Raw genomic sequence first — 24458 nt, forward strand, 5'->3', positions numbered from 1 at the left:
CATTGGCGCATGGGTAAAACCCCCCGCCGAAAAACGGGGCTGTCAGAGATTCACAGTATCGGGGAAAGGTCGTCCAAAACGTTCCGCTCTCCGGGTCGCAAATGCCCGAACACAAAATTTATCGCACGGAAACGTGATGCTTGCAAGACACAGCCGCGGGCGGCCCCAACAGGCGCATCCCGACGCATCGCACCGATAGTCCCGGTTCTCTGCGCGGTCATCGGCCAGACTTCACCCAGGCATGGTCCAGCAAGCGGGGCAGGTGCTGTCTTGGCTTGCGCCGGCATACCGCCCTGGCTCGCCAGTTGCAAACAGGGGTTGCATCTGGCAGCGGAATGACGAGGATCGGCCTGACCCAGGCACCATTTGTGCGGGCAGGAGTTTCGAGGGAGGGAACATTCATGCGGTTTCTTGCGGCAATCTTTCCGCGGCAGGTTTTTTCCATCCTGTTCCTGTCGGCAATTCTCGCAGCTTGCACCGTCGTGGTGGATGATGAGGGGCCGCGCCCGCCACGGCCGGGGCCGCAATTCTGCACTAGGCAATATGACCCGGTCTGTGCCCGGCGCGGCGGCGACCGCCAGACCTTCGCCAATGCCTGCCTTGCCGAACGGGCCGGATACCGCATCATTCGCGAGGGCGAGTGCCGCGGCGGTGGTGGCGGCGGCGAGCAGACATTCTGCACCCGCGAATACCGCCCGGTCTGTGCCCGTCGCCATGGCGAACTGCGCACATTCCCCAACGAATGCGAAGCCCGCGCGGCGGACTATCGCGTCGTCGATGACGGGCCCTGCTAGCGCACCGACCTCAGCCTGGCCGGATAAGCACCATCTGGGCCCCGGCGTAGAGCTCAGCGCCGTTCCCGTTGGAGATGCGCAGGCGACGCGGATCTGCGGCATCATCAGCATGTGAAGCAGCGTTGCGGCGCGTCGGCTCAGTTGGCGGGGTTGTCGACCGGTTCGAGATTGTCTTCCGTGGTGACCCGCTCATAGGTCTCCTGATCGCTGCGGATGCGATATTGCGGCGAGCCGTCCTTGACCGGCAGCCGGCTCTTGATCTGGAACAGCTCCGCGGTCTTTTGGGCAAGGCCGGTGCGGCTCTTCATGCGGACGGTCTGGCCGACGGTGAAGATATGCGCCGGCGTGTCCGTGCGCCGCGCATTCTGCTGGAAGCGGATCATGTGACATTCTCCTGGTCGTGCCGAAGCGCTGCGTCGAGCTCGGCATGGTCAATGGCGACAAGCTGGCTGGTCGCGCTTTTCACTGTCCTTGCCGGCAGATGGATGAAAGTGGCGACGCGGCGCCAGGCAGGCCAGGACATGCCGTCGATCAGTTCTTCGTCGTGGTCGATGTCATAGTCGCCGGCCGGCTGCATGCCATCCAGCCCGCCAAGCACGAAAGGTGCCGCGAAATGCGCTATGGAATGGGTGGTGCGAGCAGACATTCTTGTGCGCCTCGAAGTTCTCGCTTGTGCCTTGAAGTTCTCGTGCCTTGAAGTTTCTTTCCGGCCTGCCCCGGAAGCGGAGCCTGCATTGCGGTACCAGGTGTCGGCGATTTGGATAAGTTTGGCGGGCCGAGAATCCCTGACACCGCGGGGCCAAGCATGACCCAAACGGTTTCATACCTCTAGTCTGAAAATACGACTTATTCAAGAAGTTTTCGGCCTCTTACCCCTACCAACGTCAAATTACTTTTCTATAGTTATCCGCAGAACGATGATACGGTCCCGGAGCACCTCGAAAATTATTTGAAGAACTTCCGAAAAAATTCCTCCGGCATTTGTATTTATCTAGTAATGGAAGGAAGAGAGTCATGAACTCCGCAAGAACACCGGATGTCCCGACAGTTGCAGTCAGTCCTGTCGCAAAGCCGATAAAGGTCTTGTCGCCGCGTCTCACGATAAGAAGCGACGAGGCGGCAAGGCGAAGGATTGCCGACACCGACGGCACGGCGCGGCGGGCGCGCCAGCTTGCCGAAAGCAACCGCCTGATTTGACGCGCAAGCCATGACGCTCAATTTTCCCAATCCCAGCCGCTCCTATGACGCGGCGGCCAAGCGCATTCGTTTCGTCGGCCATGACGGCATGCTCGAAGTCCCATTCTTTGTCGAGGTCGCGGCACTTTCGGCGGCAAACCCGGCTGCAAGCGGAGCCGAGGCCGAATTTCTCAGCGCCTTCGACGCCAAGCGTTCGTCGATCCACGAGATTGCGCGCCAAGCCTACTCGCACGGCCGCAGGAACATGTATGTGCTGACGCCGGCCGACTTCCGCTAGCTCGGTGGGTTCCGAGGTTCGCTCCCTTGCGACCGCCTCTGCTCTTGCACGCGCCGCAGCGATGGCCTAGATCGCGGCAGGCGGACAACACGGCAGGTTTCCCATCAACAGAGATCCGAGACAACCGGCAGGCGCACGTTACGGCTCAGGCGGGCAGCCACCACTGGGGCTCGACCAGTACGTGCAGCAAGCGCTGCAGTTGCACCAGGCGGGGCGCCGGCAGGAAGCCGAGGCGCTTTACCGACAGGTGCTGGCGCAAAAGGCCAACCACCCGGCTGCTGCGCATTTCCTCGGGCTTCTGCTGCACCAGACCGGGCGCAGCGCTGAGGGGCTGGCGCTGATCGAACAATCGGTGCGTCTGCAACCGAACAATCCGGATTTCCTCAACAATCTCGGCACCGTGCTGCGCGACCTCGGCCGGGTCGCGGCCGCCGCCGATCTCTTCCGCAAGGTGGTGGCGATTCGGCCGGACCAGTTGGCGGCGCGTGACAATCTCGGCTCGTCGCTGAAGCAGCTCGGCCAATTCGAAGGCGCCGAGGATATTTATCGCGGCACGATGGGCCGTAACCCGTTCCATGTCCGCGCCCGCGTCGGGCTTGCCGAAACGCTGCAGGAAGCGGGCCGGCTGGATGAGGCACTGGCTGTTTTTCGCGAGGCGCTGACGATCCGGCCGAAGGATGCCGATCTTTTGCACGGCCTGGGTGTCGGGCTGATGGAAAAGGGCAATCTCGACGAGGCTGCGGATCTTTTCAGGCAGGCGCTGGCTGTGGACCCCGGCATGGCGAGGGCCTGGCTGATGCTTACCCAGGTCAAGCGCCAAAAGGAGCGCGACGCCGAGCTTGCCCGCATGGAGGCGGAGCACGCCAAGGCGCCGCAAGGCAGCCTGGCGCGCATGCAGCTTTCCTTCGGTCTCGGCAAGGCCAATGACGACCTCAGGGAGTATGGCCGCGCCTTCGACTATTTCGCCGAAGGCAACGCGATCCGCCGCCAGGGCATCGACTACGACGCCGGCAAGACGCGCGGCGAGTTCGAGGCGATGAAGGCGGTGTTCGACAAGGCCTTTTTTGAAAGGCACAAGCCGAGCGAGATAGCCGAGGACACTCCGATCTTCGTCGTCGGCATGCCGCGTTCCGGCACCACGCTGGTCGAGCAGATCATCGCCAGCCATCCGCAGGTCTATGGCGCCGGCGAGCTCAGCATATTGAAGACGGCGGTCGGCAAGCAGTTTCCGCTCAGCATGAAGGGCGGCTTTCCCTGGGGCATCGCCGACATGCCCGACAAGGCCTATGCCGAGGCCGGCCAGGCCTATCTCGACATGCTGCACGCCCGCTATCCGGGTTCTCGACACGTCACCGACAAGATGCCCGGCAATTTCCTGTTGGTCGGTTTCATCCACATGATGCTGCCGCGGGCCAAGATCATCCATTGCGCGCGCGATGCGGCGGCGACCTGCCTGTCGATCTACAAGGTGCACTTCCGCGGCGACAGCCATCGCTACGGCTACGATCTCGACGAGCTCGCCGATTTCCACAATCTGTACACCGACATCATGGCGCACTGGCATGCCGTGCTGCCTGATGTCGTGCACGACGTTCGCTACGAGGATTTCGTCGCCGACCAAGAAGGCCAGTCGCGGGCGCTGATCGCCCATCTCGGCCTGCCGTGGGACGACGCCGTGCTGTCGTTCCACCAGACCGACCGGCCGGTGCGAACGGCGTCGGCTGCGCAAGTGCGCCAGCCGATGTATCAGGGCTCGGTCGACCTGTGGAAGCGCTATGGCGACCGGCTGAAGCCGCTGCTCAATAAACTTGATCGAGGGGCGCCTACAGCTCGATGAAGGGCTGAAAACCGCCAAAGATCATGCGCTTGCCGTCGAACGGCATGGTCTCCCAGTCCTGCTTGAGACGAGGATCGGCCATCACCTTGGCCATCACCGCGTCGCGGCTCTGGCGCGATTCGTAGACCACCCATGAGAAGATGACGACCTCGTCGTCCTTGGCCTGCACGGCGCGCGGGAACGAGGTGAGCTCGCCATAAGGGACGTCGTCGCCGACGCATTCGACGTAGGCAAGAGCACCGTGCTCCTTCCAGACGGCGCCGCCGGTTTCCGCCAGCTTCTTGTAAGCATCGAGCTTTGCTTTCGGTACGGCAAGTACGAAACCGTCGACATAGGACATCTGATTTCCTCCATGCGATCGTTTTCCTCTCCCTCTGGAGCGGGAGAGGTGATTTCAGACACAGCCTGTGTGGAATGCTAAGCTGCTTTCACCGGTGCGTTCATTGCCCATTCGACGCCGAACGGATCACGCATATTGCCCCAGCGATCACCCCAGAACATCACTTGCAACGGCACGACTTCCTCGCACCCCGCCTCGATGGCCCGCTGCCACCAGGCGTCGATATCGTCGCTGCCGAGATGGAGCTGCATGGTGTAGCCCTGCGGCTTCACAGCGGCCATTCCATGCTCGGGATAGAAGTCGGAAAGCATCAGGGTCGAACCGTTGATGTGGAGATGGATATGCATGGTACGGCCCTGTTCGTCCGGCGGATAGGCAAAGACCTGCTCGGCACCGAAGGCCTTTTGGTAAAATTCGGCGGCTTTGAAAGCGCCATCCAACTGAAGGTAGGGCGTCAATCCGCCAAGCACCTTGGCGGCGGGCTGGGTCTGCGGCTGGTCATTCATGTCATGCTCCTCTTTGCGTCTGGTTTGCCTTTGCGAACCACAGGACGAACGGAACGGCGACGATCCTACACGGCCGATGGTTTTTTGGATTCGAAATGGCGCCTGCCGCGACGGCCAACTGCCACCTTTCAACCTTCGATGCGAATCCGCGGGCTGTTTTGCGCGTCGACGACGATTTCCGGCCAGCCAATATCTTTGCGCAGCTCGATCGGCAATGAAAGGATGGCGCGTTCGCTGCGATAACGGGCGCGAGCCGCCGAGTAACGCGTCACGGCGTGACCTATGGATGACAGAATAGACATGATGCTTTCTCCTCGATTGGCGCCGGCATCACCGTGTCGGCAACCTAAGGACGTGGCATGCGATCATCATCCGACAGAGCGCCGGATTTTTTCCGCAATTTTTTAACCGCCGGCTTCGGCTACCTCCCGGAAGAAAGCTTCCGGGTCGTCGACCTCGGTCAGCCGCCGTTTCTCGATCAGCCAGAAGCGGTTGCCAACCGCGCGGATGAAGGAGCGGTCGTGCGAGGCAAGCAGGCAGCTCGCCTGATGTTCCAGCAATTCCGCTTCCAGCGCCTCCTGGCCATCAATATCGAGGTGGTTGGTCGGCTCGTCGAGCAAATAGAAGTTGGGATTGGCGAGCCTCAGCGCCAGCATCATCAGCCGCGCCTTTTGCCCACCGGACAGCACGCCGATCCTTCGCTCCTGCATGTCGATGCTGACGCCGGCCCGCGAGCAGCGAGCGGGCGCGCTGCTCGCCGACGTCGAATTTGCGCGAGAGCATCGCCAGCGGCGTGTCATCGCCGTCGATGCCGGACAGCGCCTGGTCGCTATGACCGAGCACGGTCGACGGTGTCACCTTCAGGCTTTGCGCCGCCGTTTCCGGCTCGACGATGGCGTTCCGGATCAGGCCGATCAGCCGTGATTTGCCGACGCCGTTACGGCCGAGCAGGACGATGCGGTCGCCTTGGCAGATGTGGCGCTTGCCGGTGCTGAACAGAACCGTGCCGTCAGGTGTTCCGACCACCAACTCGTCGAGCGTGATCAGCACCTTGGCATGGCTGCCGCGGTTGGCAAGCTTGATCGCGCCCGCCGACTTTTCGCGGTGTGCCGGCGCTGCCGCTTCTTCCAGGCGCTCTGCCCGCTGGTTGAGCTGCTTGGTCTTGACCGTCAAAAGGTCGCTGCCGGAATTGATGCCGATATTGTTGAGCTTGGCCGCTTGCCGGCGCAGCTGCTGCGCCACTTTCATGTCGCGCTGGAACTTGCGTTCGGTCGAGGCGTCGACCTCGTCCAGCGCAAGCCTCGCCCGCGAATAGGGCAGCGAAAACACCGGTGATTGTTCGGGACGCAGGAACAGCGTGCGGTTGGTCGTGGCATCGAGGAACGCCCTGTCATGGCTGGCGATCACCACCGGCACCTCGCGCGGCAGCGCGTTCAGCCAGGTCTCGAGCTGGCTGATCTTGCCGAGGTCGAGATGGTTGGTCGGCTCGTCGAGAAGCAGGACGTCGGGATCGGTGACCCAGACGCGGGCGATCAGCGCCAGCCTTTGCCAGCCGCCGCTCAGCGCCTGCATTGGCCGCCCGCGCATCGGTTCTGGCACGTCAAGCGAGTCAAGAACCACATCGACGCGCCATTGTTCGCTTTCGACCTGTCCGGCCGGCAAGGCATCAGCGACCACCTGCTGGAAGCTGCGCCCGGCCAGCGCTGCCGGGACGACTTGCTCGACATAGCCGACGCGCAGGCCGCGCGTACGGGTGATGTCGCCTGATGTCGGCTCCATCTCGCCGGTCAGGCACTTCAGCAAAGTGGATTTGCCGCGCCCATTGGCGGCGACGATGCCGAGCCGGTCGCCGGTGCCGATGGTGAGGTCGAGGTTGGAAAACAGCGGCGCATTCAGGGTGACGCCGAGGGATTTGAGGCTGATCAGGGCCATTTTGATTTCTCTGGTCTTGCCGGAGCCCGGCTCAATGCACTTTGACGGTGCACGTGCCAGCCATTAGGCTCGGCATTGCGCACCACGAAGGGCAGACCAAAAAATCGAAGCGGGGAAAAACCCGGACCGTCCCTGGTCAGCCCTGCAAGCTAGCTCGCAGGGCAAAGACAGGGCCGCGCTGACGGTGGTGAGAAAATAACACGCAGCCCTCCTTTCAAGACGTTCGAGTTGTAGAAACTGGCTACACCAAGGCTAGGCCCGATGGCAAGTGGATAGGCTCCCCCTTCTCCACTTGTGGGAGAAGGTGGCCGCGAAGCGGTCGGATGAGGGGTGCTCCAGCTTGGCACCGACGGCGATCCGTCCAGCACCCCTCAACCGTCTCGGCGCTGCGCGCCGATCCACCTTCTCCCCCAAGGGGAGAAGGGAAGCTCGCTAGCGTCCCGGGCGCCCCGTCTTGCCGGGGCGGCGCTTTTCACGGCGGGCGTCGGCCGGGTCTTCGTAGGAGCCGATACCACTGCGCTGGCGGACAATGGGTTTGGCGGAATCGTTGCGTTCCTTTGCGCCCCCCTCTGCCCTGCCGCGCATCTCCCCCACACGGGGGGAGATCGGCTGTGGTTTCGCTGGCACCTTTCCTTCGACCGGCTTTTCCGTCCGCCGCACGGTCATCTCGTCGAGCGAGTTCTTCTTGAATAGCGGCTTGGTCGGTTCGCCCGGGATGCCGAAGTCGGAGCCGTGCGCCTCTTCGGCCGACTGCTTCTTGAACAGCGAACGCGACACTGCGCCGGCCGGGGTCGGCATATCCGTGCCCGGCCCCATGGCGTCGAGCGAGGGCTTCGAAAACAGCGGCTTCTTCACCGGCACGGCGCCGTCGGCGCCCATCTCGTCGAGTGCCGGCTTGCGGAAGAGGTTGGGCCGGGCCGCCTCTTCGGCCGAACGTGCCTCGTCGAGCTTGCGGAAACGCTCCTGTTCCTCCGATGTACGGTGTTTGGCCACGCCCTTGTTGTGCTTGCCCTTTTCGCGGCCCGAGACCGGGCTTTCCATGTCGGCATATTTGGCCAGCGGATCGTCGGAGATGGACAGCTCCATCTCGCGCAGCCGCTTGATCTCGTCGCGGATACGGGCTGCCTTCTCGAAATCGAGATTGGCGGCGGCATCGCGCATCTGCTTGTCCAGGGCGTCGAGATGCGCTTTCAGATTGTTGCCCATCATCGCGCCGGCGCTGTCGGTGAACTGCGAGATATCGGCGCGGACATGATCTTTTTCGTAGACCGAGTCCAGGATGTCCGAAATGCGCGACTTGACCGATTCCGGGGTGATGCCGTTGGCCGCGTTCCACTCCATCTGCTTTTCGCGACGGCGGTTGGTCTCGGCCATTGCCCGCTCCATCGAGCCGGTGATCTGGTCGGCATAGAGGATGACCTTGCCGTCGACGTTTCTGGCGGCGCGGCCGATCGTCTGGATCAGCGATGTCTCGGAGCGCAGGAAACCTTCCTTGTCGGCATCGAGAATGGCGACGAAACCGCATTCGGGAATGTCGAGGCCTTCGCGCAACAGGTTGATGCCGACGAGCACGTCGAAGGCGCCGAGGCGCAGGTCGCGCAGGATCTCGATGCGCTCCAGCGTGTCGATGTCGGAGTGCATATAGCGCACGCGTATGCCTTGCTCATGCAGATATTCGGTCAAATCCTCGGCCATGCGCTTGGTCAGCACGGTCACCAGCGTGCGGTAGCCGGCCTTCGTGGTTTCGCGGATTTCGCCGACGACGTCGTCGACCTGCGTCTTGGCCGGGCGTACTTCGACCGGCGGGTCGATGAGGCCGGTCGGGCGGATGACCTGCTCGGCGAAGACGCCGCCGGACTGCTCCATCTCCCAGGCGCCGGGCGTCGCCGAAACCGCGACGGAGAGCGGGCGCATGGCGTCCCATTCCTCGAAGCGCAGCGGCCGGTTGTCCATGCAGGACGGCAGGCGGAAACCATACTCGGCCAGCGTCGCCTTGCGACGAAAGTCGCCGCGATACATGCCGCCGATCTGCGGTATGGTGACGTGACTTTCGTCGACGAAGACCAGCGCATTGTCGGGTATGTATTCGAACAAGGTTGGAGGCGGATCGCCCGGCTGGCGGCCGGTCAGATAGCGCGAATAGTTCTCGATGCCGGCGCAGGACCCGGTCGCCTCCAGCATCTCCAGGTCGAAGCGGGTGCGCTGCTCAAGCCGCTGCGCCTCAAGCAGGCGGCCAGCCTTTTCAAGCTCTTGCAGGCGATACTTCAGTTCTTCCTTGATCGACTTGATGGCTTGATTCAAGGTCGGCCGCGGCGTCACATAGTGCGAATTGGCGTAGATCTTGACGCTCTTCAGCTCGCCGGTCTTCTGGCCGGTCAGCGGATCGAACTCGGTGATCGCCTCGATCTCGTCGCCGAACAGCGAGATGCGCCAGGCGCGGTCCTCGAGGTGGGCCGGGAAGATCTCGATCGTGTCGCCGCGCACCCGGAACGAGCCGCGGACGAAGTTGATGTCCTGGCGCTTGTATTGCTGGGCGACGAGGTCGGCGAGCAACGCGCGCTGGTCGAGCCGGTCGCCGATCTGCATCTGGAAGGTCATCGCCGTATAGGTCTCGACCGAGCCGATACCGTAGATGCAGGACACCGAGGCGACGATGATGACGTCGTCGCGCTCGAGCAGTGAGCGCGTCGCCGAATGGCGCATGCGGTCGATCTGCTCGTTGATCGAGGATTCCTTCTCGATGTAGGTGTCGGTCCGGGGCACATAGGCCTCAGGCTGGTAGTAGTCGTAGTAGCTGACGAAATACTCGACGGCGTTTTCCGGGAAGAATTTCTTGAACTCGGAGTAGAGCTGCGCGGCCAACGTCTTGTTGGGCGCCAGGATCAGAGCGGGGCGCTGCGTCTCCTCGATCACCTTGGCCATGGTGAAGGTCTTGCCCGAGCCGGTGACGCCGAGCAGCACCTGGGTACGGTCGTTGCTGGTGACCCCCTCGACGAGATCCTTGATCGCCGTCGGCTGGTCGCCGGCCGGCTCGAAATCCGAGACCATCCTGATGGCGATGCCGCCTTCGGATTTCTCAGGCCGGGCAGGGCGGTGCGGCGTCCACAGCACGCCGTCCTTGTGCAGCGGATTGCCGGATTCGATCAGCGCCGACAGCGCCGCGACGGTCGCGGTGACGCCGCCCGAGGCCATGGTCTCGGCCTCTTCCAGGGAGACATCGAGGCCGGCGACGGGATTGAGACCGGCCGCGGTACGCTCCCGCGCCGAAGCCGCGCCGCCCATCGAGGTGCCGCGTGCCGTACGGCCGGGAGAAGAGGAGCGCTCCGGGATTTTCTTGGCAGACTTGGCGCCTTCCCTCCCCCTCGAGGGGAGGGTGGCGGCGGAGCCGCCGGGTGGGGTCGGTGCGGCAGTGCTCGGCGACCCTTGATGCCGAGCGCTTCCTTTGCCGACCCCCTCTGTCGCCTTCGGCGACATCTCCCCCTCGAGGGGGGAGATTTGACGCCCTTCCTTCTCGGCTTCCTGCTCGATCTGCTCGGCCCAGTCGGCAATCGAGCCGGTCAGCGGCGCGCCGGTGAATTCGGCCTGCGGCGCTTCGGCAAAGCCATGCAGCGGCTCCGAGGCATCGAGGAAATCGGTCAGCGGACTGCGCCGCTTGTGCGGCGAAGCGCGCTCGTCATTCGCCGGCGGCGGCGTTTTCTTGTCGGAGAGTCTGGCCATGGCCCCGAATATGGGAGGTATCGGCCAAAATGGAAAGAGCGGAGTGGTGAAGGGTGCCGCGCGCAATTTGGCTGCTGACAGCAGGCTGTCAGGAGCAACGTCGAAGTGCGCCGCTCAATTAAACCAAAGCGCGAACGTCAGAAACCCGGCGCCGCCGAACTGGCGCTGGATCTGGTTGAACTCCTCGCTGGTGAGAGTCTTGCCGCGCTCGAGATAGGGCGCGATGGCCGGGCCGGTGATCGACAGCACCAGGTCGAAGGTTTTTGGCTCATCAAAGAAGCGCTTCATGTTGATGCCTTTGTCGGCGATGCGGAAATGCGGCAGCAAGGTGCGGCCTTCCAGAAGATCCTCGGCCATATCAAGGGCGGCGAGCCAGGCCTGTACCTGCTGCTCACCAACTTCGAGACCGGTCAGCGGGCTGGTGCCTTTCTGCTGCGGCCCCGGCAGCCATTCGCGGTCATTGTCGGTTTCGGCGCGGATGCCTTTCCAATCCTCGCGCGACAGCCGGATCATTTCCATGAGATGGCGGCGTGCCGCTTGCCGGCGCTCAGGCTCGACCACTTGCCAGTTAATGAGATGCACCAGGGAGATAAAGTCGGCTAGTCGCCATTCGGACGTCAGGATGCCGCCATTCGTGCCACCGTCCAGCGGCACGAGCGTATCCTGCAGCGGCAGTTTTGCGCGCGGGAACAGCATGTGGAAGGAGCCGTCGAACGTGTTTCTGAAATCATGCGCCAGCCAGAAGTCGGCCTGCGCCATCAGGAACTCGGCATAGCCCTGCAGCCAATAGCCGTCGGCGCGGTCGAAGCGGAAGATGAGGGCGGGTGCGGCCGCGTCTGGCGCACCGCCGCCGCGTGACAGAGACGCCATGATCGCCGCGGCGCTTTCGTCCGGCGCGATCGTGCCGTCCTCGTTGAGGTCGATGCCGAGGCGGGTGAGGTCGATGACCATGCCGATGTCCGCGTCGGCGGGTACCGAACCCAGCGTGGCCGCGGATTTCTCCAGCCTGTCGCGGAAGGCGACGAGAATGGCGCGGAATTGTTCGTAGGTCAGCGGCTCGGGGTTGGCATTGTCCGGCACCGGCAGCCGCATCAGCGGCAGCATGAAGGATTGCGGGCTGTCGAAACCGTGGCGGTGCAGGCCGCCGGCCAGGATCTCCAGCGCGGTGAAGAATTCGCCGGCGCCGGCGGCGTAGGCGGCTGCCGGATCGCCTGGCGCGGCGGCTTCCAGAGCGGCAAGAGCGCTGTCGCGTTCGGCTACGATTTTTGCCTCGAACAGGGCCGCCGCTTCGGGAGCCGCGGCGCTGGGTGAAGCCAGCGGCAGGAGAAGAATGATGGCGCACGCCACCAGCCTGGAAAAACGCGTCATCGTGATCGCCCCTTTGTCGCTCCGCAGTGGATCATACACGCATTTGGTTCGCTGCGCCTGTGGCCTGCGGTTCACCCACAACAGTCGACGCTTCAATCAATCCGGCGGACGGTCTACACAAGGCAAACGATTGGGCGTCGCGTGTCGAACTATCCGCTTTCCTACAAACTGTCGTGGCTGCCGCGTTTTCTCCGGCCTTCGCTCAATGGCGACGCGCGCGGCTTTGCTCCGGCGGCCGCAGCCCTGCTCGAACCACTGCCGGCGCGGACGGTGCGGTTGGCTTTCGTCGGCGATATCTCGGCGGTGGCCAATCGCCGCGCGCCAGACTGCGATCCGGCGATTGCGGCACTGCTTGCCTCGGCCGATCTGGTGGTCGGCAATTGCGAAAGCCCGGTGGTGGAGCGGCCGAGCGCTGTTTGGGGCACCAGGCTCGGCACGCACCACGCGATGAGCGAGCGGTTCCTTGCCGAGGCGCTGGCCGCCGCCGGCATTTCGCGTGAAAAACTGGTGCTGTCGCTGGCCAACAACCATGTGCTCGACCAGGGTATTGCCGGCTTCGACGAGACCGTCGCCGCGCTGGAGCAATTAGGCATCCGCACGATCGGCAGTGCGGCTCCGGTCGAGCGGTTTGCGGTTGGTTCGCTGACCATAGGCCTTGCCGCCTTTACCTTGTGGCGCAATACCGACGAGGCTCAGTTGGCGGGCCGAGTCTCGATGCAAGCCGATCCGACGCAATGGCCGCACGCTGCCGCTTCGGGTGTCGACCTCCTCTGCGCGGTGCCGCATTGGGATTGGGAATTCCGGCATTTTCCACGTGCGAAGACGCGGGCAATGGCGCGACTTCTGGCCGAACATGGCGTCGGCCTGATCGCCGGGCATCATGCCCATGTCGTGCAGCCGATCGAGCGGATCGGCAAGACGCTCGTCGCCTATGGGCTCGGCGATTTCATCGGCACCGCCTTCGCGCGCCAGCCATGGCCCGGCCGCATCGGCGCCATTCTCGTCGTCGACATCAGCGACGATCCCGGCACGCGCGGGGCCATCGCCGCCTACCGGCTGCATGCCTTCATGCGGCTGCGCGCCGGCGATCACGAGCGGCTGATGCCGGTTGAAACGCTGGCGGGAAAATCCAGGCAAAGGGTTCTGGCCCGCCTCGATGCGATCTTCGGTGCCGGGCGCTGACAGCTGCGCTGACGCGGTCCACCAAACCGGCTATCATGCCCAACGCGGGCGGGCTTGTGGGGCGGGTGGGTGATGGAAACTGCGGATTTCATGCCGAGCAAAGCGGTGATCGCCGGCCTCAGGAAGGACATCGAGGCCTACGAGGCGCAAAGGGCTTCGGCCTATCGCCGGACGCGCTGGCGGGTGCCACTTTTCATCGGATCGGTGGTTGTCTTCGTGGCGCTGGTGGCCTGGCTCTTCAACGCGGTTGCCGACCCCAACGAGCAGTGGTTCTCGACCCCGCATGTGTTCCTCTATATCGGCGGGTTCCTGGCGGCGATCCTGCTCTATCTCCAGGCGATCAGGCCAGCGCGCAAATTGCAGCAGACGTTCCGCAACAGTTTGCTGCCGATCGTCTTCGGCTTCATCCAGGACGTGCGCTATCAGCATGGCGTAACGCCGAACTCCTTCGATCGGCTGCCGCGCGAGACGATTGGCGTGTTCAACCGTTCGTATTTCGAGGACGTCGTCTCCGGTCGGTATGAAGGCTTTGCGTTCGAGCTCTACGAGGTGACGCTGCTGGAGAGGAACGGCAAGACCACATCTCAGGCGTTCAAGGGCGTCATTATCGCGTTCGACACCATTGCGCCGTTCCCGGGAATCTTGGTGGCGGCGCGCCGTGCCAATATGGTGGTAGGTTTCTTCCGAGGCATGTTCGGCAGCAAGACGGAACAACTGTCATGCGGCGTACCCGAACTCGACGCCGCCTACGAGTTCCACACCGACAACATCGAAGCGGCGCGGCCGCTGGTGACCGGCCGGCTGGCGCAGGCGCTCGAATGGCTTGGCGAAACATGGCCGAAGGAACCGGCACGCGTCGCGCTCAACGGCAGCGACGGCTTTCTGCTGCTTCCGCAGACGAAGAACTTCTTCGAACTGCCGGACATCTCTGTGCCGCTCGACTATGCCAAGCATGTTGCGCCGATGATCGCCGACATGGCCACGATCCTGGCGACCGCGGCACTGGTCCGCAAGATCGGCGTGAAGGATGTAGAAGCCGGTTGAACTAGAATTCAGCCGTCAGCAATCGAAGCCATAGTTCTGGCGATAATAGTCGGCGTCTTCCTTCGACATTTTTTTGAAGAGAACGCAGACAGTGAAACTTCCCACCCGGCGGCCGTTCTTCATGTAGCCCCAGTCGGAAATATCGTCCCGGCTGAATTCGATCTCCTGGCCTGCCACGACGTTGTGCACGGTCTGCGGCTCGTTGTCCAAGGTTCCTGCAAATCCGGCCGCCGTCCGGTGGAAGGGAAAGACCCAGAAATGTTCAGTGGCGTCCCCGTCCCTGACCACGACTTTCAATTGGAAGTCGGCCGTTCCGGATGGCGGTGCGTCGGCCAATACCAGGAAGTCGTCGAGGCTGGCACGCGCCTGCTCGATAGCGGCCGCCATCTCCGGATCGTCGCCAGCTACGCTGACGACCTTGTCGTCGCCTTGACCAGGAGTCTGCGCGTCGGCTGATGCCGGAGCAAACGCAAGCAACAGGGCAAGCGCGATACGGGCTGCAAGCTTCATGATGCGACTGCTTTCGACATTTTCGCCAGACAAACCGGATCATCGTTCGCCGAACGTCTGATTGGCAACTGGTTTTTGTCTCCATCAGGCGCTATTCCTGGGGCAGTGGGGTGGGGCTATGGTCGAAGAACGCAAGGGGTTTCGCCTGTCGCGGCGGCTGCTGCTGGGTACGACCGTGGTCGGCGGCGCGATGCTCTGGGGCGGCACGACCGTGGCGCGGCTGGCGCGCGGTCCGTCGGGGCAGAAGAATTCCGGGCGCATCGCCGACATTGACGGAATCGACCTGGCGCAGAAGCCGCTGGAGGGCCCGCCAGCCTACGATCCGGCGCTGCCATGGCTGACCAAGGGCGGCAACATCAACGATGCCAGCGGCCTGTCGATGACACCGGTCTACGGCGTTATCGAAGTCAGCAAGGAAGACCACATCGCGAGCGCGCTGGCCTTTGCCCGCGCCAATGGCCTGAAGGTCTCGGTCGCGGCGGTGCGCCATTCGATGGGCGGCCACGCCTTCGACGACAACGCGCTGGTCCTCGACATGCGTAAATTCAACAAGGTCAGTATCGACCCGGCTGCAAAGACGATGACCTTGCAGCCGGGCGCGCGCTGGCACGACATCCAGAACCTTTTGCACCCGCGCTTCGCGGTGAAGGCGATGCAGTCGACCGACATCTTTTCGGTCGGCGGATCGCTGTCGGTCAACGCGCATGGCATGGACCACCAGGCCGGCTCGGTCGCCGGTTCGATCCGATCGATGCGGGTGATGCTGGCGGACGGTTCGGTGACGACCTGCTCACCGGCCGAAAATACCGAGCTGTTCCGCCACGTCGTCGGCGGCTACGGCCTGTTCGGCGTGGTGCTGGAGGCGACACTCGACATCGTCGACAACGCCGTCTACCGGACCTCGCGCGAGATCATCAAATCGGACGATTTCCCGACGTTCTTCGCCGAGGTTCTGGCGCCAAACAGGGCGATCGGTCTGTTTTATGGGCATCTGTCGACTGCGCCGGGCAATTTCCTCGAGGATATGATCGTCTACCGCTATGATAAGGTCGCCGACCAGCCGCCGGCCGACCAGCCGGCAATCGGTGAACCGGGTTCGGTCGGGCTCAAGCGGGTGATCATTAACCTGGCGAAATGGGGCAGCCTGTTCCAGGAGCTGAAATGGTTCACCGAAAAGACGCTGGAGCCGCAATTCGAGAGCTGCACGGTGGCGCGGACGACGGCAATGGGCGAGGGCGAGGCCTGCCTCGTCACGCGCAACAATCCGATGCACGATTCAGTGCCCTATCTGTTCAACGATCTGCTCGATGAGACCGACATCCTGCACGAGTATTTCATCCCGCGGGCGGCCTATAACCCGTTCATCGCGGAAGCGCGCGAGATCCTGCGCAACCAGACCCTGCCGGTGCTCAACGCGTCGGTACGCATCGTCCACAAGGAGGATGTGGCGCTGAATTATGCGCCGGAGCCGGCCTATTCGCTGGTGCTCTACATCAATCAGCCGACAGACACCGACGGTAATGCCAGGATGCGGACGCTGACAAGGGCGCTGATCGACGTGACGATCAAGCATGGCGGGCGTTTTTTCCTGCCCTACCAGCTCCACTACACAGGCAAGGAACTGCTTGCCTCCTATCCGGAACTGCCGTCCTTCCTGGCGAAGAAGCTGCAATACGATCCGGGCGAGCTGTTTTCGTCGATTTTTTATCGCGCCGTCAAGGCACTGATCGGCACGGCCTGAAGCGGCGGCTACAGACCGTCAGGCAGCTTCGCCGCCAGCCAGTTCGCCGAACGCCTGGCGATGCCGATCGTTGCCGATGCGGCGCGGCCGAGATCGGTCTTGACCACGGCGTAGCCGGCCTTCGTGCGGTAGAGCACGGCGCGGCCGCCATCGACCGCCGCTTCATAGGCGACCGGCCGGACGGCTTCCGTTTCCGTCGCCGTGGCCTGCGTTCCGACCGCAGCACTGGGCCGATGGCTCAGTTCCGGTGGCAGCGGGTCTGTCGCGGCCGTACTGCCCGTCGTCAATTCAGGCTCGGAAGCGGTCGCAGCGAGCTGCGATGACGAAGACGAGTTCTGTATCCGGCAGATGCCGGAGACCAGCGGATAGTCGAAATTGCGCTCGTGCAGCATCTGGCTTTTCATCGCCGCTTCGCATTCGGCGATGGTCGACCATTTGGCGGGCGTCTCGCCGATATATTCGCAAAGCCTGGCGTCGCAATCGCAGCCGACGATGGTCATGGCGACAAGGGCGGTCTTGATCACGGTCGTGTCCCTCCGAGTTGCCTGGCACATGTGCGCAAGACAACGTGTCTACGGCATCATCAATCGTTGCGGAACAAGGCGGGATTTGGCCGCGATTGTGGAATGAGCGTGACGGAGCATCACGCAACGTCCTGCCGAGGCCGACTGTGACCGAAAGGCCTCAGTAATCGTAGACATGCTCGAGCCTGGCGCCCGCCGTCATCAGCGCCGGCAGCACGATGTGCAGCTTGCGCACGGCGACGGTCAGGCCGGTGCGGCGCGTCGAAGGTTGCGCCGGAAGCGGGTAGCTGAACAAGGTGCGTGCACCTTCGGGAACATTGATCTCGTCATTGGAAAGCATGGTGACCATGATCTCGTCATTGCCGCCGATCTCGACGAAGGAGACGCCCTTGCCGATCAGGCGCGGGATCATGTCGGTGAACACCTGATAGCGTCTGGTGACGAAGATCGCGCCGTCGGCGCCGAGATCGCGCTCCAGCAAGGTGTCGGGTTCGTTGCGCGTCACCTCGCCGACCGGACCCTTGGCCCAGACATGAATATCGAGCAAGGCGGGATCGGTGGTGGCGGCGAGCGCCGACTTGATCAGATCGGCATAGCCCTGCTTGATCGTGTCGGCGAGGCCGAAAGCGAGCTTGCGTTCGCTGGTGCGGACGGCGCTGTCGTCCGCTGCCGGCTGGACGGCAAACAGGCCGGCACGCTTTTCGGCATAGGGAAACTGGTACCACGGCACCTGGTCGAGAAAACCGGCATAATCGGCCGCCACCTTGGCCTGGTAGATGTCGACGGCGGTGCGCTTGCCGGCTATCGCTTCGGTGACGCGGCCGATCGTATTTTCATAGGCCCACTGGATGGCGTGCTCGATCGTGTGGCTGGTGCCGATGACCACCAGCATCTGGTGGTTGTCGAGGTTGAACTTGTAGGTGGAGCTGGCGCGGATGACCATCGCATAGTCCTGCCAGAAGCGGCCGATATAGGAGAGATAGGGAAAACCGCTCGGCTGCTTCTTGTCGACGAAGCCGGCATATTCGCGGGCGGCGTAGACGATGGCCCATTCCGGATAGGTAAGAAAGGTCGATTCCTCCGGCCGCTGGTAGCCGGGGATCTCGGCACGGATCTTGTCGGCCAGCGCCTTTGGCGGGGCACCCTCGGCGACGCCCGGCAATGGCGTTGTGTCCAGCGACGGCGTCGTGAGAAAGCCGTAGGCAAGCCCGGCGATCGGGATCAACACGACAATGACGACGAGCCAGAGGATCGCCTTGATGATGCGCTTCAGCCAGCGGAACAGGAACATGGCCGGTCAGGCCGTGGCGAAATGGTCGTACACACGTTTCGACAGCCAGAACCCGACGTAGACGGCGAAGCCGCCGATGAAGATGTGCGGCAGGTTGGCGAAGAAGCGGGCCGGGAATTCGATATCGTTCAGGGAGCGGAAGCCGTTGATGAAGATGCCGCCATCGAGGCAGCCGGAACCGGTGACCAGGCCGAGCACGCCGTCGAACAGATAGACCGAGCCGAACAGCTTGAAATAGAACACCGCCTGGCGGTGCGAGATGAAGGCGGCGGCCAGCGCCCAGACGCCGGAGAAGGCGTGCAGCAAATCGTCGTACCATTGCAGCGAGAACAGGCCGAACAGATTGCCGCCGGCGTCGTTGAAAGCCGGCACATAGCCGATGGCAACAACGCCGAAGAACAGGAAAGCATAGGCAACAGCAAGCTTCTGGATGAGCATCATGAAATGTCCCCCTGCCGTCAGCCCCTTTAAACGGCCCCCGACGACAAATGGATAGTAGCTGATTTTGGCGCAGCGTGAAGCGTCGCCGGCAAAATCGTCAGGCGGGGCCACAAAGACAGTCGGCGCCGGGATTTCTCCCAGCGCCTCCCTGTCAGATCAGGACACGGTCGCGGCAGCAACTCCCGAAAGATGTCGCGCCATGCCGGCCTTGATTTTGACGGTCCTGCCAGTCGCCGCCCGAAGGCAGCGTCCGTTCCGGACCACGCCGGTCTCCACTCTTGCGAGCTTTGCCCAGCGCGCCATCGAAGGTTTTTGCCGTCCTTCATGGCAGCATCGGTCCGCCGTCGGCGTTCGCACGCTTTCCGCGGCCCCGTAGGTCTCGGCGTCCATCCCTCCAACAAGCAAGCCTGTTCTCGTTCAGGGCCGTACGGGCCTCAGGAAATCCGCCGTTCCGCTTTGCCTTTCGGCGTGGCGATCGGTAGCCGCCTGAGATGGGTTTTAACGTACGTCGGATAAGCGTTTGGCGAAACTGCCGCGAGCCTGTGGATAGCGGGATTATCGGGGACTGACCCTGCCAAAATAGCGACTTTCCGATCTCTGCCGCCGCCGGTCGGGATTTGCCGCCTCGATGCCGAAGCCGCATTGTCGGGTAATCGACCCTTGCCCCGCGGCCCGGCGCGGGCTTCAATGCCGGCAAATGATTGGAAGGCGTGTTCGATGGCCTTGGGGAGGCAGGCTTGAAGGTCGCGGTGGTTCTCAATCCGATCGCCGGCGGCGGCAGGCTCAAGCGGCATTGGCCCGAGGTTGCGGCTTCGCTGAAAAGACATTTCGGCGATTTCGAGCTGCGTGAAACGCAGGCCGAGGGCGATGCCGAACGGCTGGCGCTCGACCTTGCCGCCATCGGCTTCGAGCTGGTGATCGCGGCGGGCGGCGACGGCACCGCCAGCGAGGTCGCCGACGGGCTGCTGAAGGCTTTCCGGGAAAGCGGCCGGACGGCCGAACTCGGGCTGCTGCCGTGCGGCACCGGCATCGACTTCGCCCGCGGGCTCGGCCTGTCGAACAATGTCGATCTGACGCTGAAGCGGATTGCCGAGGCCAAGCCGCGCAAGGTCGATGCCGGCTGCATCAGCTATGTCGACGACCATGGCGCGCTGGCCAGCCGCCATTTCATCAACATCGCCAGTCTCGGGCTTTCCGGCGCCACCGACCGTGCCGTCAATGCCGACAAGCGCAAGGGCAAGGTTTCGGCCAAGGCGCTGTTCTACTGGCGCACGGTCTGGGAATTCCTCCGCTACCGCTTCCAGGAGGTGGCGATCACCATTGACGACGGTGCCCCGGTCGAGGCGCGCATGGCATTGGTGGCGGTGGCCAACGGCAAATTCTTCGGCGGCGGCATGATGATCGCGCCCGACGCCGAGCTTAACGACGGCGAGTTCGACATCGTCATCCTGCGCGCCGCCGGCAAGCTGAAGCTGATCTGGGACATCCGCCTGCTCTATGGCGGGCGGCACCGCAACCATCCGGCGATCACCATTTTGCGCGGCAAGAAAGTGGTTGTCGAGCCGCTCGGCGATGTGCAAAAGAACGCCGCGCTGATCGACATAGACGGCGAATCGCCGGGTCGCATACCGGCGACCTTCGAAATCCTGCCCGGCGCATTGACGCTGAGATATTGAATCAAGGCGTTGAGGGATTGATTCAAGTTCTTTCGGCGGTGATTCCAGCCCTACGTCCAACACGTTGAAATCGCGTGACATTGTCGCCCGCTCGACAGATCACGGCATCAGCGGCGTCTGCATCATCTGCAAATGCAGGTCCTTGCCGGTCCAGGGATGCGCCTCGCAGACGGCTTCGTCGAGCTCGACGCCGAGGCCCGGCTCCTTCGACGGGATGACGTTGCCGTCCTGCCATTCGATTTTCTTCTTCAGCAGCTTTTCGTGGAAGCCGTTCCACTGCTTCAGCGATTCCAGAATGAGGAAGTTGGGCAGCGTTACCGCGAGCTGGATGTTGGCGGCGCCGACGATCGGCCCGCAATAGCAGTGCGGCGCGACCTGGATGTGGTAGGCTTCGGCCATGGCGGCGATCTTTTTGGTTTCGAGAATGCCGCCGGAGCGGCCAAGGTCGGGCTGAAGAATGGTCGCCGCACGGTTCTCGATGACGCGGGCGAACTCAAATTTGGTTGTTAGCCGCTCGCCGGTGGCAATCGGGATCGGGGTCGCGCGGGCGACCTGCGCCATCACCTCGGGCATGTCGGGCGGCACCGGCTCCTCGAACCACAGCGGATCATAGGGCTCGATGGCGCGGGCGAGGCGCAGCGCGCCCGATGCGGTGAACTGGCCGTGCGTACCGAACAGGATGTCGGCTCTTGTGCCGACCGCCTCGCGGATCGCCTTGACCATGCGGGCGGAGAGGTCGATGTCGACGAGGCGCGGCTGGTGGCCGTCGAAGGCGGTGTAGGGGCCGGCTGGGTCAAGCTTGACCGCATTGAAACCCTGCTCGACATATTCGAGCGCGCAGGCGGCGGCCAGATCGGGGTCGTTGTAGACGTTCTTGCCGCGGGCGTCCTCCGAATGGACGCTGCCGCTGTGCGGGTAGAGGTAGGTATAGGAACGCAGCGTTTCGTGCACCTGGCCGCCAAGCAGCTTGTAGACCGGCTTGCCGGCCTCCTTGCCGATAATGTCCCAGCAGGCGATTTCGAGCGCCGAGAAACAGCCCATGCCCGACACGTCGGGGCGCTGGGTGAAGCCGGATGAATAGGCGCGGCGGAAGAAGTTTTCGACGTCGTGCGGATCGCGGCCGACGAGATAGCGCTCTGCCATGTCCTCGACCATTTTTGCGGTGACATGTGCCGAGAAGGTGGCGTTGTAGGCCTCCCCATAGCCGACGACGCCGCCATCGGTGGTGAGCTTGACGAAGATGAAATACTTGCCGCCGATGCCGGGCGGCGGATTGCCGACCACCCAGGTCTTGACGTCGGTGATTTTCATTTTTGATCCTCCAGAACCAGTTCGGCGCCCTTCCATCCGGTCATGATCGCGGCGGCGTTGGTGTTGCCGGTTATGTTGTCCGGAAAGATCGAGGCGTCGATGACGCGCAACGCCTGGATGCAGTGTACCTTGAGGCGCGGATCGACGACGGCGCGCGCCGGGTCCGGCCCCATGCGGCAGGTCGAGACCGGGTGATAGACGGTGCCCGAGCGCTTCCTGAAATCCTGAATGAGATCCGCGTCGGAGGTGATCGAGGGACCGGGCAAAACCTCTTCCTCTATGATCTCCGCCATCGCTGGCATCGAGGCGATCTTCCGGACGAATTTTACCGCCGCCAGCATTTCAGCGACGTCCGCCTCGGTCGAAAAGGCATTGGCGACGATTTTGGGATAATCGCGCGGATTGGCGGAACGGATCATGATTTCGCCGCGGCTCGACGGACGGCAATTGGACAGTCCGATGGAAAAGCCCGGCCATGGATCGGGCGTCAGGATCGGGCGTTCGCCGCTCTTCGGAACGACGGTCGAAAACGCCTGGAAATAGAGCTGCATGTTGGGCCGTGCCGTGGCCGGATCGGTGCGAAAGAAGCCGCCGGCATTGTTCATCGACAGCGACAGCGGGCCTGAGCGCAAAAACACGTATTGCATGCCGACCAGCAGCTTGCCCCACCACGGGCGCAGGATCTGGTTGAGCGTCGGCAGACTGCCCTTGAACGTGTAGTTGATGCCGACATGGTCCTGCAGGTTTGCCCCGACATTCTCGTTGGCGTGAACGACGGGAATGCCGAGCGCGCCAAGAAGCGCCGACGGGCCGACACCGGAGAGCTGGAGAAGTTGGGGCGAATTGACCGAGCCGCCCGACAGGATGACCTCGCGGCCGGCACGGGCGGTTTTCGTCGCGCCATTCTGGAGATATTCGATGCCGACGGCGCGTTTGCCCTCGAACAGGATCTTTGTCGCCAGCGCGTTGATCTCGACGCGGACATTTTTGCGCTTCATCGCCGGGCGCAGGAAGGCGCGCGCCGCCGACATGCGGCGGCCGTTCCTGGTGGTGATCTGGTAGACGCCGACGCCTTCCTGCGAGGCGCCGTTGAAATCCGGGTTGAGCGGCAGGCCGGCCTGGTTGGCGGCGGCGAGATAGCGCTTGGTGAGCGGATGGACGGAGGTCGAGCAGTCGGTGACATGCAGCGGCCCGCCGACGCCGCGCCATTGGTCGGCGCCGGCCTGATTATCCTCCAGCGCCTTGAAGGCGGGCAGCAGGTCATCGAAGCCCCAGCCGGGATTGCCGGCCGCTGCCCAAGCGTCGAAATCCTCACGCGCGCCCCTGATCCAGACCATGGCGTTGATCGAACTCGAGCCGCCGAGCAGCTTGCCGCGCGGCCAGTGGTCGGCATTGCCGGCCAGGCCGGGATCCGGCTCGGCCTTGTAGTTCCAGTTGACCGCCGGGTCGAAGAAGGTCTTGCCGTAGCCGAGCGGCATCTGCACGTAGAAGCGACGGTCGCTGCCGCCGGCCTCGAGCACCAGCACCGAGAAGCGGCCGGAAGCCGACAGTCTTTCGGCCAGGACCGAGCCGGCCGAACCGGAGCCGACGATGATGAAATCATAGGTCTGCATGGTGGATACGGCTGGCTCCGGAATTCGGCTCTAACCTAGGCTTGGGCGCGACGCAGCGTCGCCGGGTCTTCCGGCATCCGTTGTGAAAAAAGCGACCGGGGATATTCAGTCTGAATGTCAACCTGTCGCCTGCTGCCCGAGTTCAGTCGCGTTCGCGCCCATCCGGGTCGAACAGGGCCGCCGCCTCATTGGCTTCTTCCAGCAGGAAGGTGAACACGCTTGAGTAGGACTTGGTCGAACCGGACAGAGGATCATCACTCTCCCAGCGAAAGATCCCCCCGTCCGGATTCATGCCAATTAAATCGTCATTGTCCCCTAGCGCACCAATAAAGAGAACATCGTCTGGTGCATTGCCTGGTCGTCTCTTTATATTTGGTTCCAGTATGGAGAAGGGTTGTTGACCCGCCTCCACTAAATTTGTGCGTGACCAGCTACGTCGCAGCCCATAGACGCTTATATAATTCGCAAACAGACCTATCCCGTTGTGGAGCATGAGAAAGCAACGGAAATTATCTGGGAGTCGACGCGAAATTTCAGACTCCATCTGCCCAATTCCGATGGCGCCAAGTGGTGCGTACAGCTGATGCAAATACGCTTGAGGCGCTCGATGCGGGGTATGGCCAATCCACTCGGTTCCATCCGGATAGGTCTTGTATCCGAGGCGTTTCCATTTATCGACCAAGGTTCGGAGCTCTCGGTAGGCACGAGCGTCTTCTTCGCTTGACCATTCTTCCTGCGAACGCATTGTCCCTAATAGCTCCATTTACCCACTTTTGACGGGTTCTAGGGTCTACCTTGTCAACCTGATCTATCACATCGAAAACAACGGGCGAACATCACAGAGTTGGTAATCACGCCCGACGGTGACATTCGCGCCTACAACCTAAGGTCGCCAGCCAGTTCGTTCGGCCGGAGACGTGAGACTTGCCAAGCTGCGATCCGCTGCGGAAGTCTAGTCTTGCTGTTGCAATGTCGGTGAGCCTCGCTACGGCTTTGATTAATCTGTTTGCGTTCAGTAATGTTCGCCGGTGACAGCGAAGCGGGCGCAATAGCGGCTGGATGGCAACTTTCCACCGATAGTGTTGAAGAAGTCGGCGATGAAGCCGTGGATCCACTCGCACCGAAGCGTCTTGATTAAGGTCGACGCGACCTCCTCG

Annotated in this window: 24 protein-coding genes; 8 read left to right on the forward strand and 16 right to left on the reverse strand. The window is 62.9% G+C overall.

Translation table 11 applies throughout. From position 1 onward, the window contains the following. Positions 1-401: 401 nt before the first annotated feature. Positions 402-794 (forward strand): Kazal-type serine protease inhibitor family protein, encoded by a 393-nt coding sequence (locus tag NKH60_RS15425; RefSeq protein WP_352833466.1) that lies wholly within the window; start codon positions 402-404, stop codon positions 792-794. 137 nt (positions 795-931) lie between these two features. On the opposite strand, the gene NKH60_RS15430 is transcribed toward NKH60_RS15425, so the two are convergent. Both NKH60_RS15430 and NKH60_RS15435 read right to left on the reverse strand, forming a co-directional pair. After that, entirely contained in the window at positions 932-1177 is a 246-nt protein-coding gene (locus NKH60_RS15430) for a hypothetical protein (RefSeq protein ID WP_023678408.1), read from the reverse strand. Next, positions 1174-1440: a hypothetical protein gene (locus tag NKH60_RS15435; protein WP_352469759.1), complete on the reverse strand. Its 267-nt coding sequence runs from the start codon at positions 1438-1440 to the stop codon at positions 1174-1176. The genes NKH60_RS15430 and NKH60_RS15435 overlap by 4 nt, the downstream gene beginning before the upstream one ends. A 368-nt stretch (positions 1441-1808) precedes the next feature. On the opposite strand from NKH60_RS15435, the gene NKH60_RS15440 reads away from it, so the two are divergent. The 3 genes from NKH60_RS15440 to NKH60_RS15450 all read left to right on the forward strand — a co-directional run bounded on the left by NKH60_RS15440 (position 1809) and on the right by NKH60_RS15450 (position 4105). Further along, positions 1809-1991, forward strand: coding sequence for a hypothetical protein (locus NKH60_RS15440; RefSeq protein ID WP_023678406.1), 183 nt, complete (start codon positions 1809-1811; stop codon positions 1989-1991). Positions 1992-2001: 10 nt separating this feature from the next. Beyond that, positions 2002-2268 carry a DUF1488 family protein gene (locus NKH60_RS15445; RefSeq protein ID WP_023678405.1) on the forward strand — a complete coding sequence of 89 codons (267 nt, stop codon included), beginning with the start codon at positions 2002-2004 and terminating at the stop codon, positions 2266-2268. A 181-nt stretch (positions 2269-2449) separates the two neighbouring features. Further along, positions 2450-4105 (forward strand): tetratricopeptide repeat-containing sulfotransferase family protein, encoded by a 1656-nt coding sequence (locus NKH60_RS15450; RefSeq protein ID WP_352833469.1) that lies wholly within the window; start codon positions 2450-2452, stop codon positions 4103-4105. Here NKH60_RS15450 and NKH60_RS15455 read toward each other — a convergent pair. The 7 genes from NKH60_RS15455 to NKH60_RS15480 form a co-directional block, all read right to left on the reverse strand. After that, positions 4092-4445 (reverse strand): DUF1428 domain-containing protein, encoded by a 354-nt coding sequence (locus tag NKH60_RS15455; RefSeq protein WP_352683481.1) that lies wholly within the window; start codon positions 4443-4445, stop codon positions 4092-4094. The two genes, NKH60_RS15450 and NKH60_RS15455, sit on opposite strands and share 14 nt — an antisense overlap. 77 nt (positions 4446-4522) lie before the next feature. Then, on the reverse strand, positions 4523-4951 hold the full coding sequence (locus NKH60_RS15460; RefSeq protein ID WP_352469762.1) for a VOC family protein: 429 nt from the start codon (positions 4949-4951) through the stop codon (positions 4523-4525). 128 nt (positions 4952-5079) lie between these two features. Then, the gene (locus tag NKH60_RS15465; RefSeq protein WP_023719167.1) at positions 5080-5253 is read right to left on the reverse strand and encodes a hypothetical protein; all 174 of its coding nucleotides are present in this window, start codon (positions 5251-5253) and stop codon (positions 5080-5082) included. 102 nt (positions 5254-5355) lie between these two features. Then, positions 5356-5610, reverse strand: coding sequence for a P-loop NTPase family protein (locus NKH60_RS35160; RefSeq protein ID WP_502907743.1), 255 nt, complete (start codon positions 5608-5610; stop codon positions 5356-5358). Continuing rightward, on the reverse strand, positions 5537-6883 hold the full coding sequence (locus NKH60_RS15470; RefSeq protein ID WP_502907744.1) for an ATP-binding cassette domain-containing protein: 1347 nt from the start codon (positions 6881-6883) through the stop codon (positions 5537-5539). Before NKH60_RS15470 ends, NKH60_RS35160 begins: the two co-directional genes overlap by 74 nt. A gap of 432 nt (positions 6884-7315) precedes the next feature. Continuing rightward, complete coding sequence (gene uvrB, locus NKH60_RS15475; RefSeq protein ID WP_352502229.1) at positions 7316-10600, reverse strand: excinuclease ABC subunit UvrB; 3285 nt, start codon at positions 10598-10600, stop codon at positions 7316-7318. Positions 10601-10714: 114 nt separating this feature from the next. Further along, on the reverse strand, positions 10715-11968 hold the full coding sequence (locus NKH60_RS15480; protein WP_352469765.1) for a hypothetical protein: 1254 nt from the start codon (positions 11966-11968) through the stop codon (positions 10715-10717). Between the two features lie 141 nt (positions 11969-12109). Between NKH60_RS15480 and NKH60_RS15485 the strand changes: the two genes are divergently transcribed. Together NKH60_RS15485 and NKH60_RS15490 are read left to right on the forward strand one after the other, a co-directional pair. Continuing rightward, entirely contained in the window at positions 12110-13150 is a 1041-nt protein-coding gene (locus tag NKH60_RS15485) for a CapA family protein (protein ID WP_352469766.1), read from the forward strand. A gap of 72 nt (positions 13151-13222) precedes the next feature. Continuing rightward, positions 13223-14194 (forward strand): DUF3137 domain-containing protein, encoded by a 972-nt coding sequence (locus NKH60_RS15490; protein WP_352833474.1) that lies wholly within the window; start codon positions 13223-13225, stop codon positions 14192-14194. 15 nt (positions 14195-14209) lie between these two features. Here NKH60_RS15490 and NKH60_RS15495 read toward each other — a convergent pair whose 3' ends face one another. Further along, the gene (locus tag NKH60_RS15495) at positions 14210-14704 is read right to left on the reverse strand and encodes a YegJ family protein (RefSeq protein ID WP_352469768.1); all 495 of its coding nucleotides are present in this window, start codon (positions 14702-14704) and stop codon (positions 14210-14212) included. A 118-nt stretch (positions 14705-14822) separates the two neighbouring features. On the opposite strand from NKH60_RS15495, the gene NKH60_RS15500 reads away from it, so the two are divergent. Then, on the forward strand, positions 14823-16445 hold the full coding sequence (locus NKH60_RS15500; protein ID WP_352872631.1) for an FAD-binding protein: 1623 nt from the start codon (positions 14823-14825) through the stop codon (positions 16443-16445). Between the two features lie 8 nt (positions 16446-16453). Here NKH60_RS15500 and NKH60_RS15505 read toward each other — a convergent pair whose 3' ends face one another. The 3 genes from NKH60_RS15505 to NKH60_RS15515 all read right to left on the reverse strand — a co-directional run bounded on the left by NKH60_RS15505 (position 16454) and on the right by NKH60_RS15515 (position 18701). Further along, positions 16454-16969 carry a hypothetical protein gene (locus NKH60_RS15505; protein ID WP_352833478.1) on the reverse strand — a complete coding sequence of 172 codons (516 nt, stop codon included), beginning with the start codon at positions 16967-16969 and terminating at the stop codon, positions 16454-16456. Between the two features lie 160 nt (positions 16970-17129). Then, on the reverse strand, positions 17130-18260 hold the full coding sequence (locus tag NKH60_RS15510; RefSeq protein WP_352833480.1) for a hypothetical protein: 1131 nt from the start codon (positions 18258-18260) through the stop codon (positions 17130-17132). Between the two features lie 6 nt (positions 18261-18266). Then, positions 18267-18701, reverse strand: coding sequence for a hypothetical protein (locus tag NKH60_RS15515; RefSeq protein ID WP_352833483.1), 435 nt, complete (start codon positions 18699-18701; stop codon positions 18267-18269). A gap of 737 nt (positions 18702-19438) precedes the next feature. On the opposite strand from NKH60_RS15515, the gene NKH60_RS15520 reads away from it, so the two are divergent. Next, positions 19439-20377 (forward strand): diacylglycerol/lipid kinase family protein, encoded by a 939-nt coding sequence (locus NKH60_RS15520; RefSeq protein ID WP_352833485.1) that lies wholly within the window; start codon positions 19439-19441, stop codon positions 20375-20377. 99 nt (positions 20378-20476) lie between these two features. On the opposite strand, the gene NKH60_RS15525 is transcribed toward NKH60_RS15520, so the two are convergent. The 3 genes from NKH60_RS15525 to NKH60_RS15535 all read right to left on the reverse strand — a co-directional run bounded on the left by NKH60_RS15525 (position 20477) and on the right by NKH60_RS15535 (position 24046). After that, the gene (locus NKH60_RS15525) at positions 20477-21688 is read right to left on the reverse strand and encodes a mandelate racemase/muconate lactonizing enzyme family protein (protein WP_352833488.1); all 1212 of its coding nucleotides are present in this window, start codon (positions 21686-21688) and stop codon (positions 20477-20479) included. Further along, on the reverse strand, positions 21685-23301 hold the full coding sequence (locus tag NKH60_RS15530) for a GMC family oxidoreductase (RefSeq protein WP_352872635.1): 1617 nt from the start codon (positions 23299-23301) through the stop codon (positions 21685-21687). The genes NKH60_RS15525 and NKH60_RS15530 overlap by 4 nt, the downstream gene beginning before the upstream one ends. Positions 23302-23443: 142 nt before the next feature. After that, positions 23444-24046, reverse strand: coding sequence for an SMI1/KNR4 family protein (locus NKH60_RS15535; protein ID WP_352872637.1), 603 nt, complete (start codon positions 24044-24046; stop codon positions 23444-23446). Positions 24047-24458: the final 412 nt, after the last annotated feature.

This window comes from Mesorhizobium sp. M1006 (assembly GCF_040318825.1).
GTDB lineage: Bacteria > Pseudomonadota > Alphaproteobacteria > Rhizobiales > Rhizobiaceae > Mesorhizobium.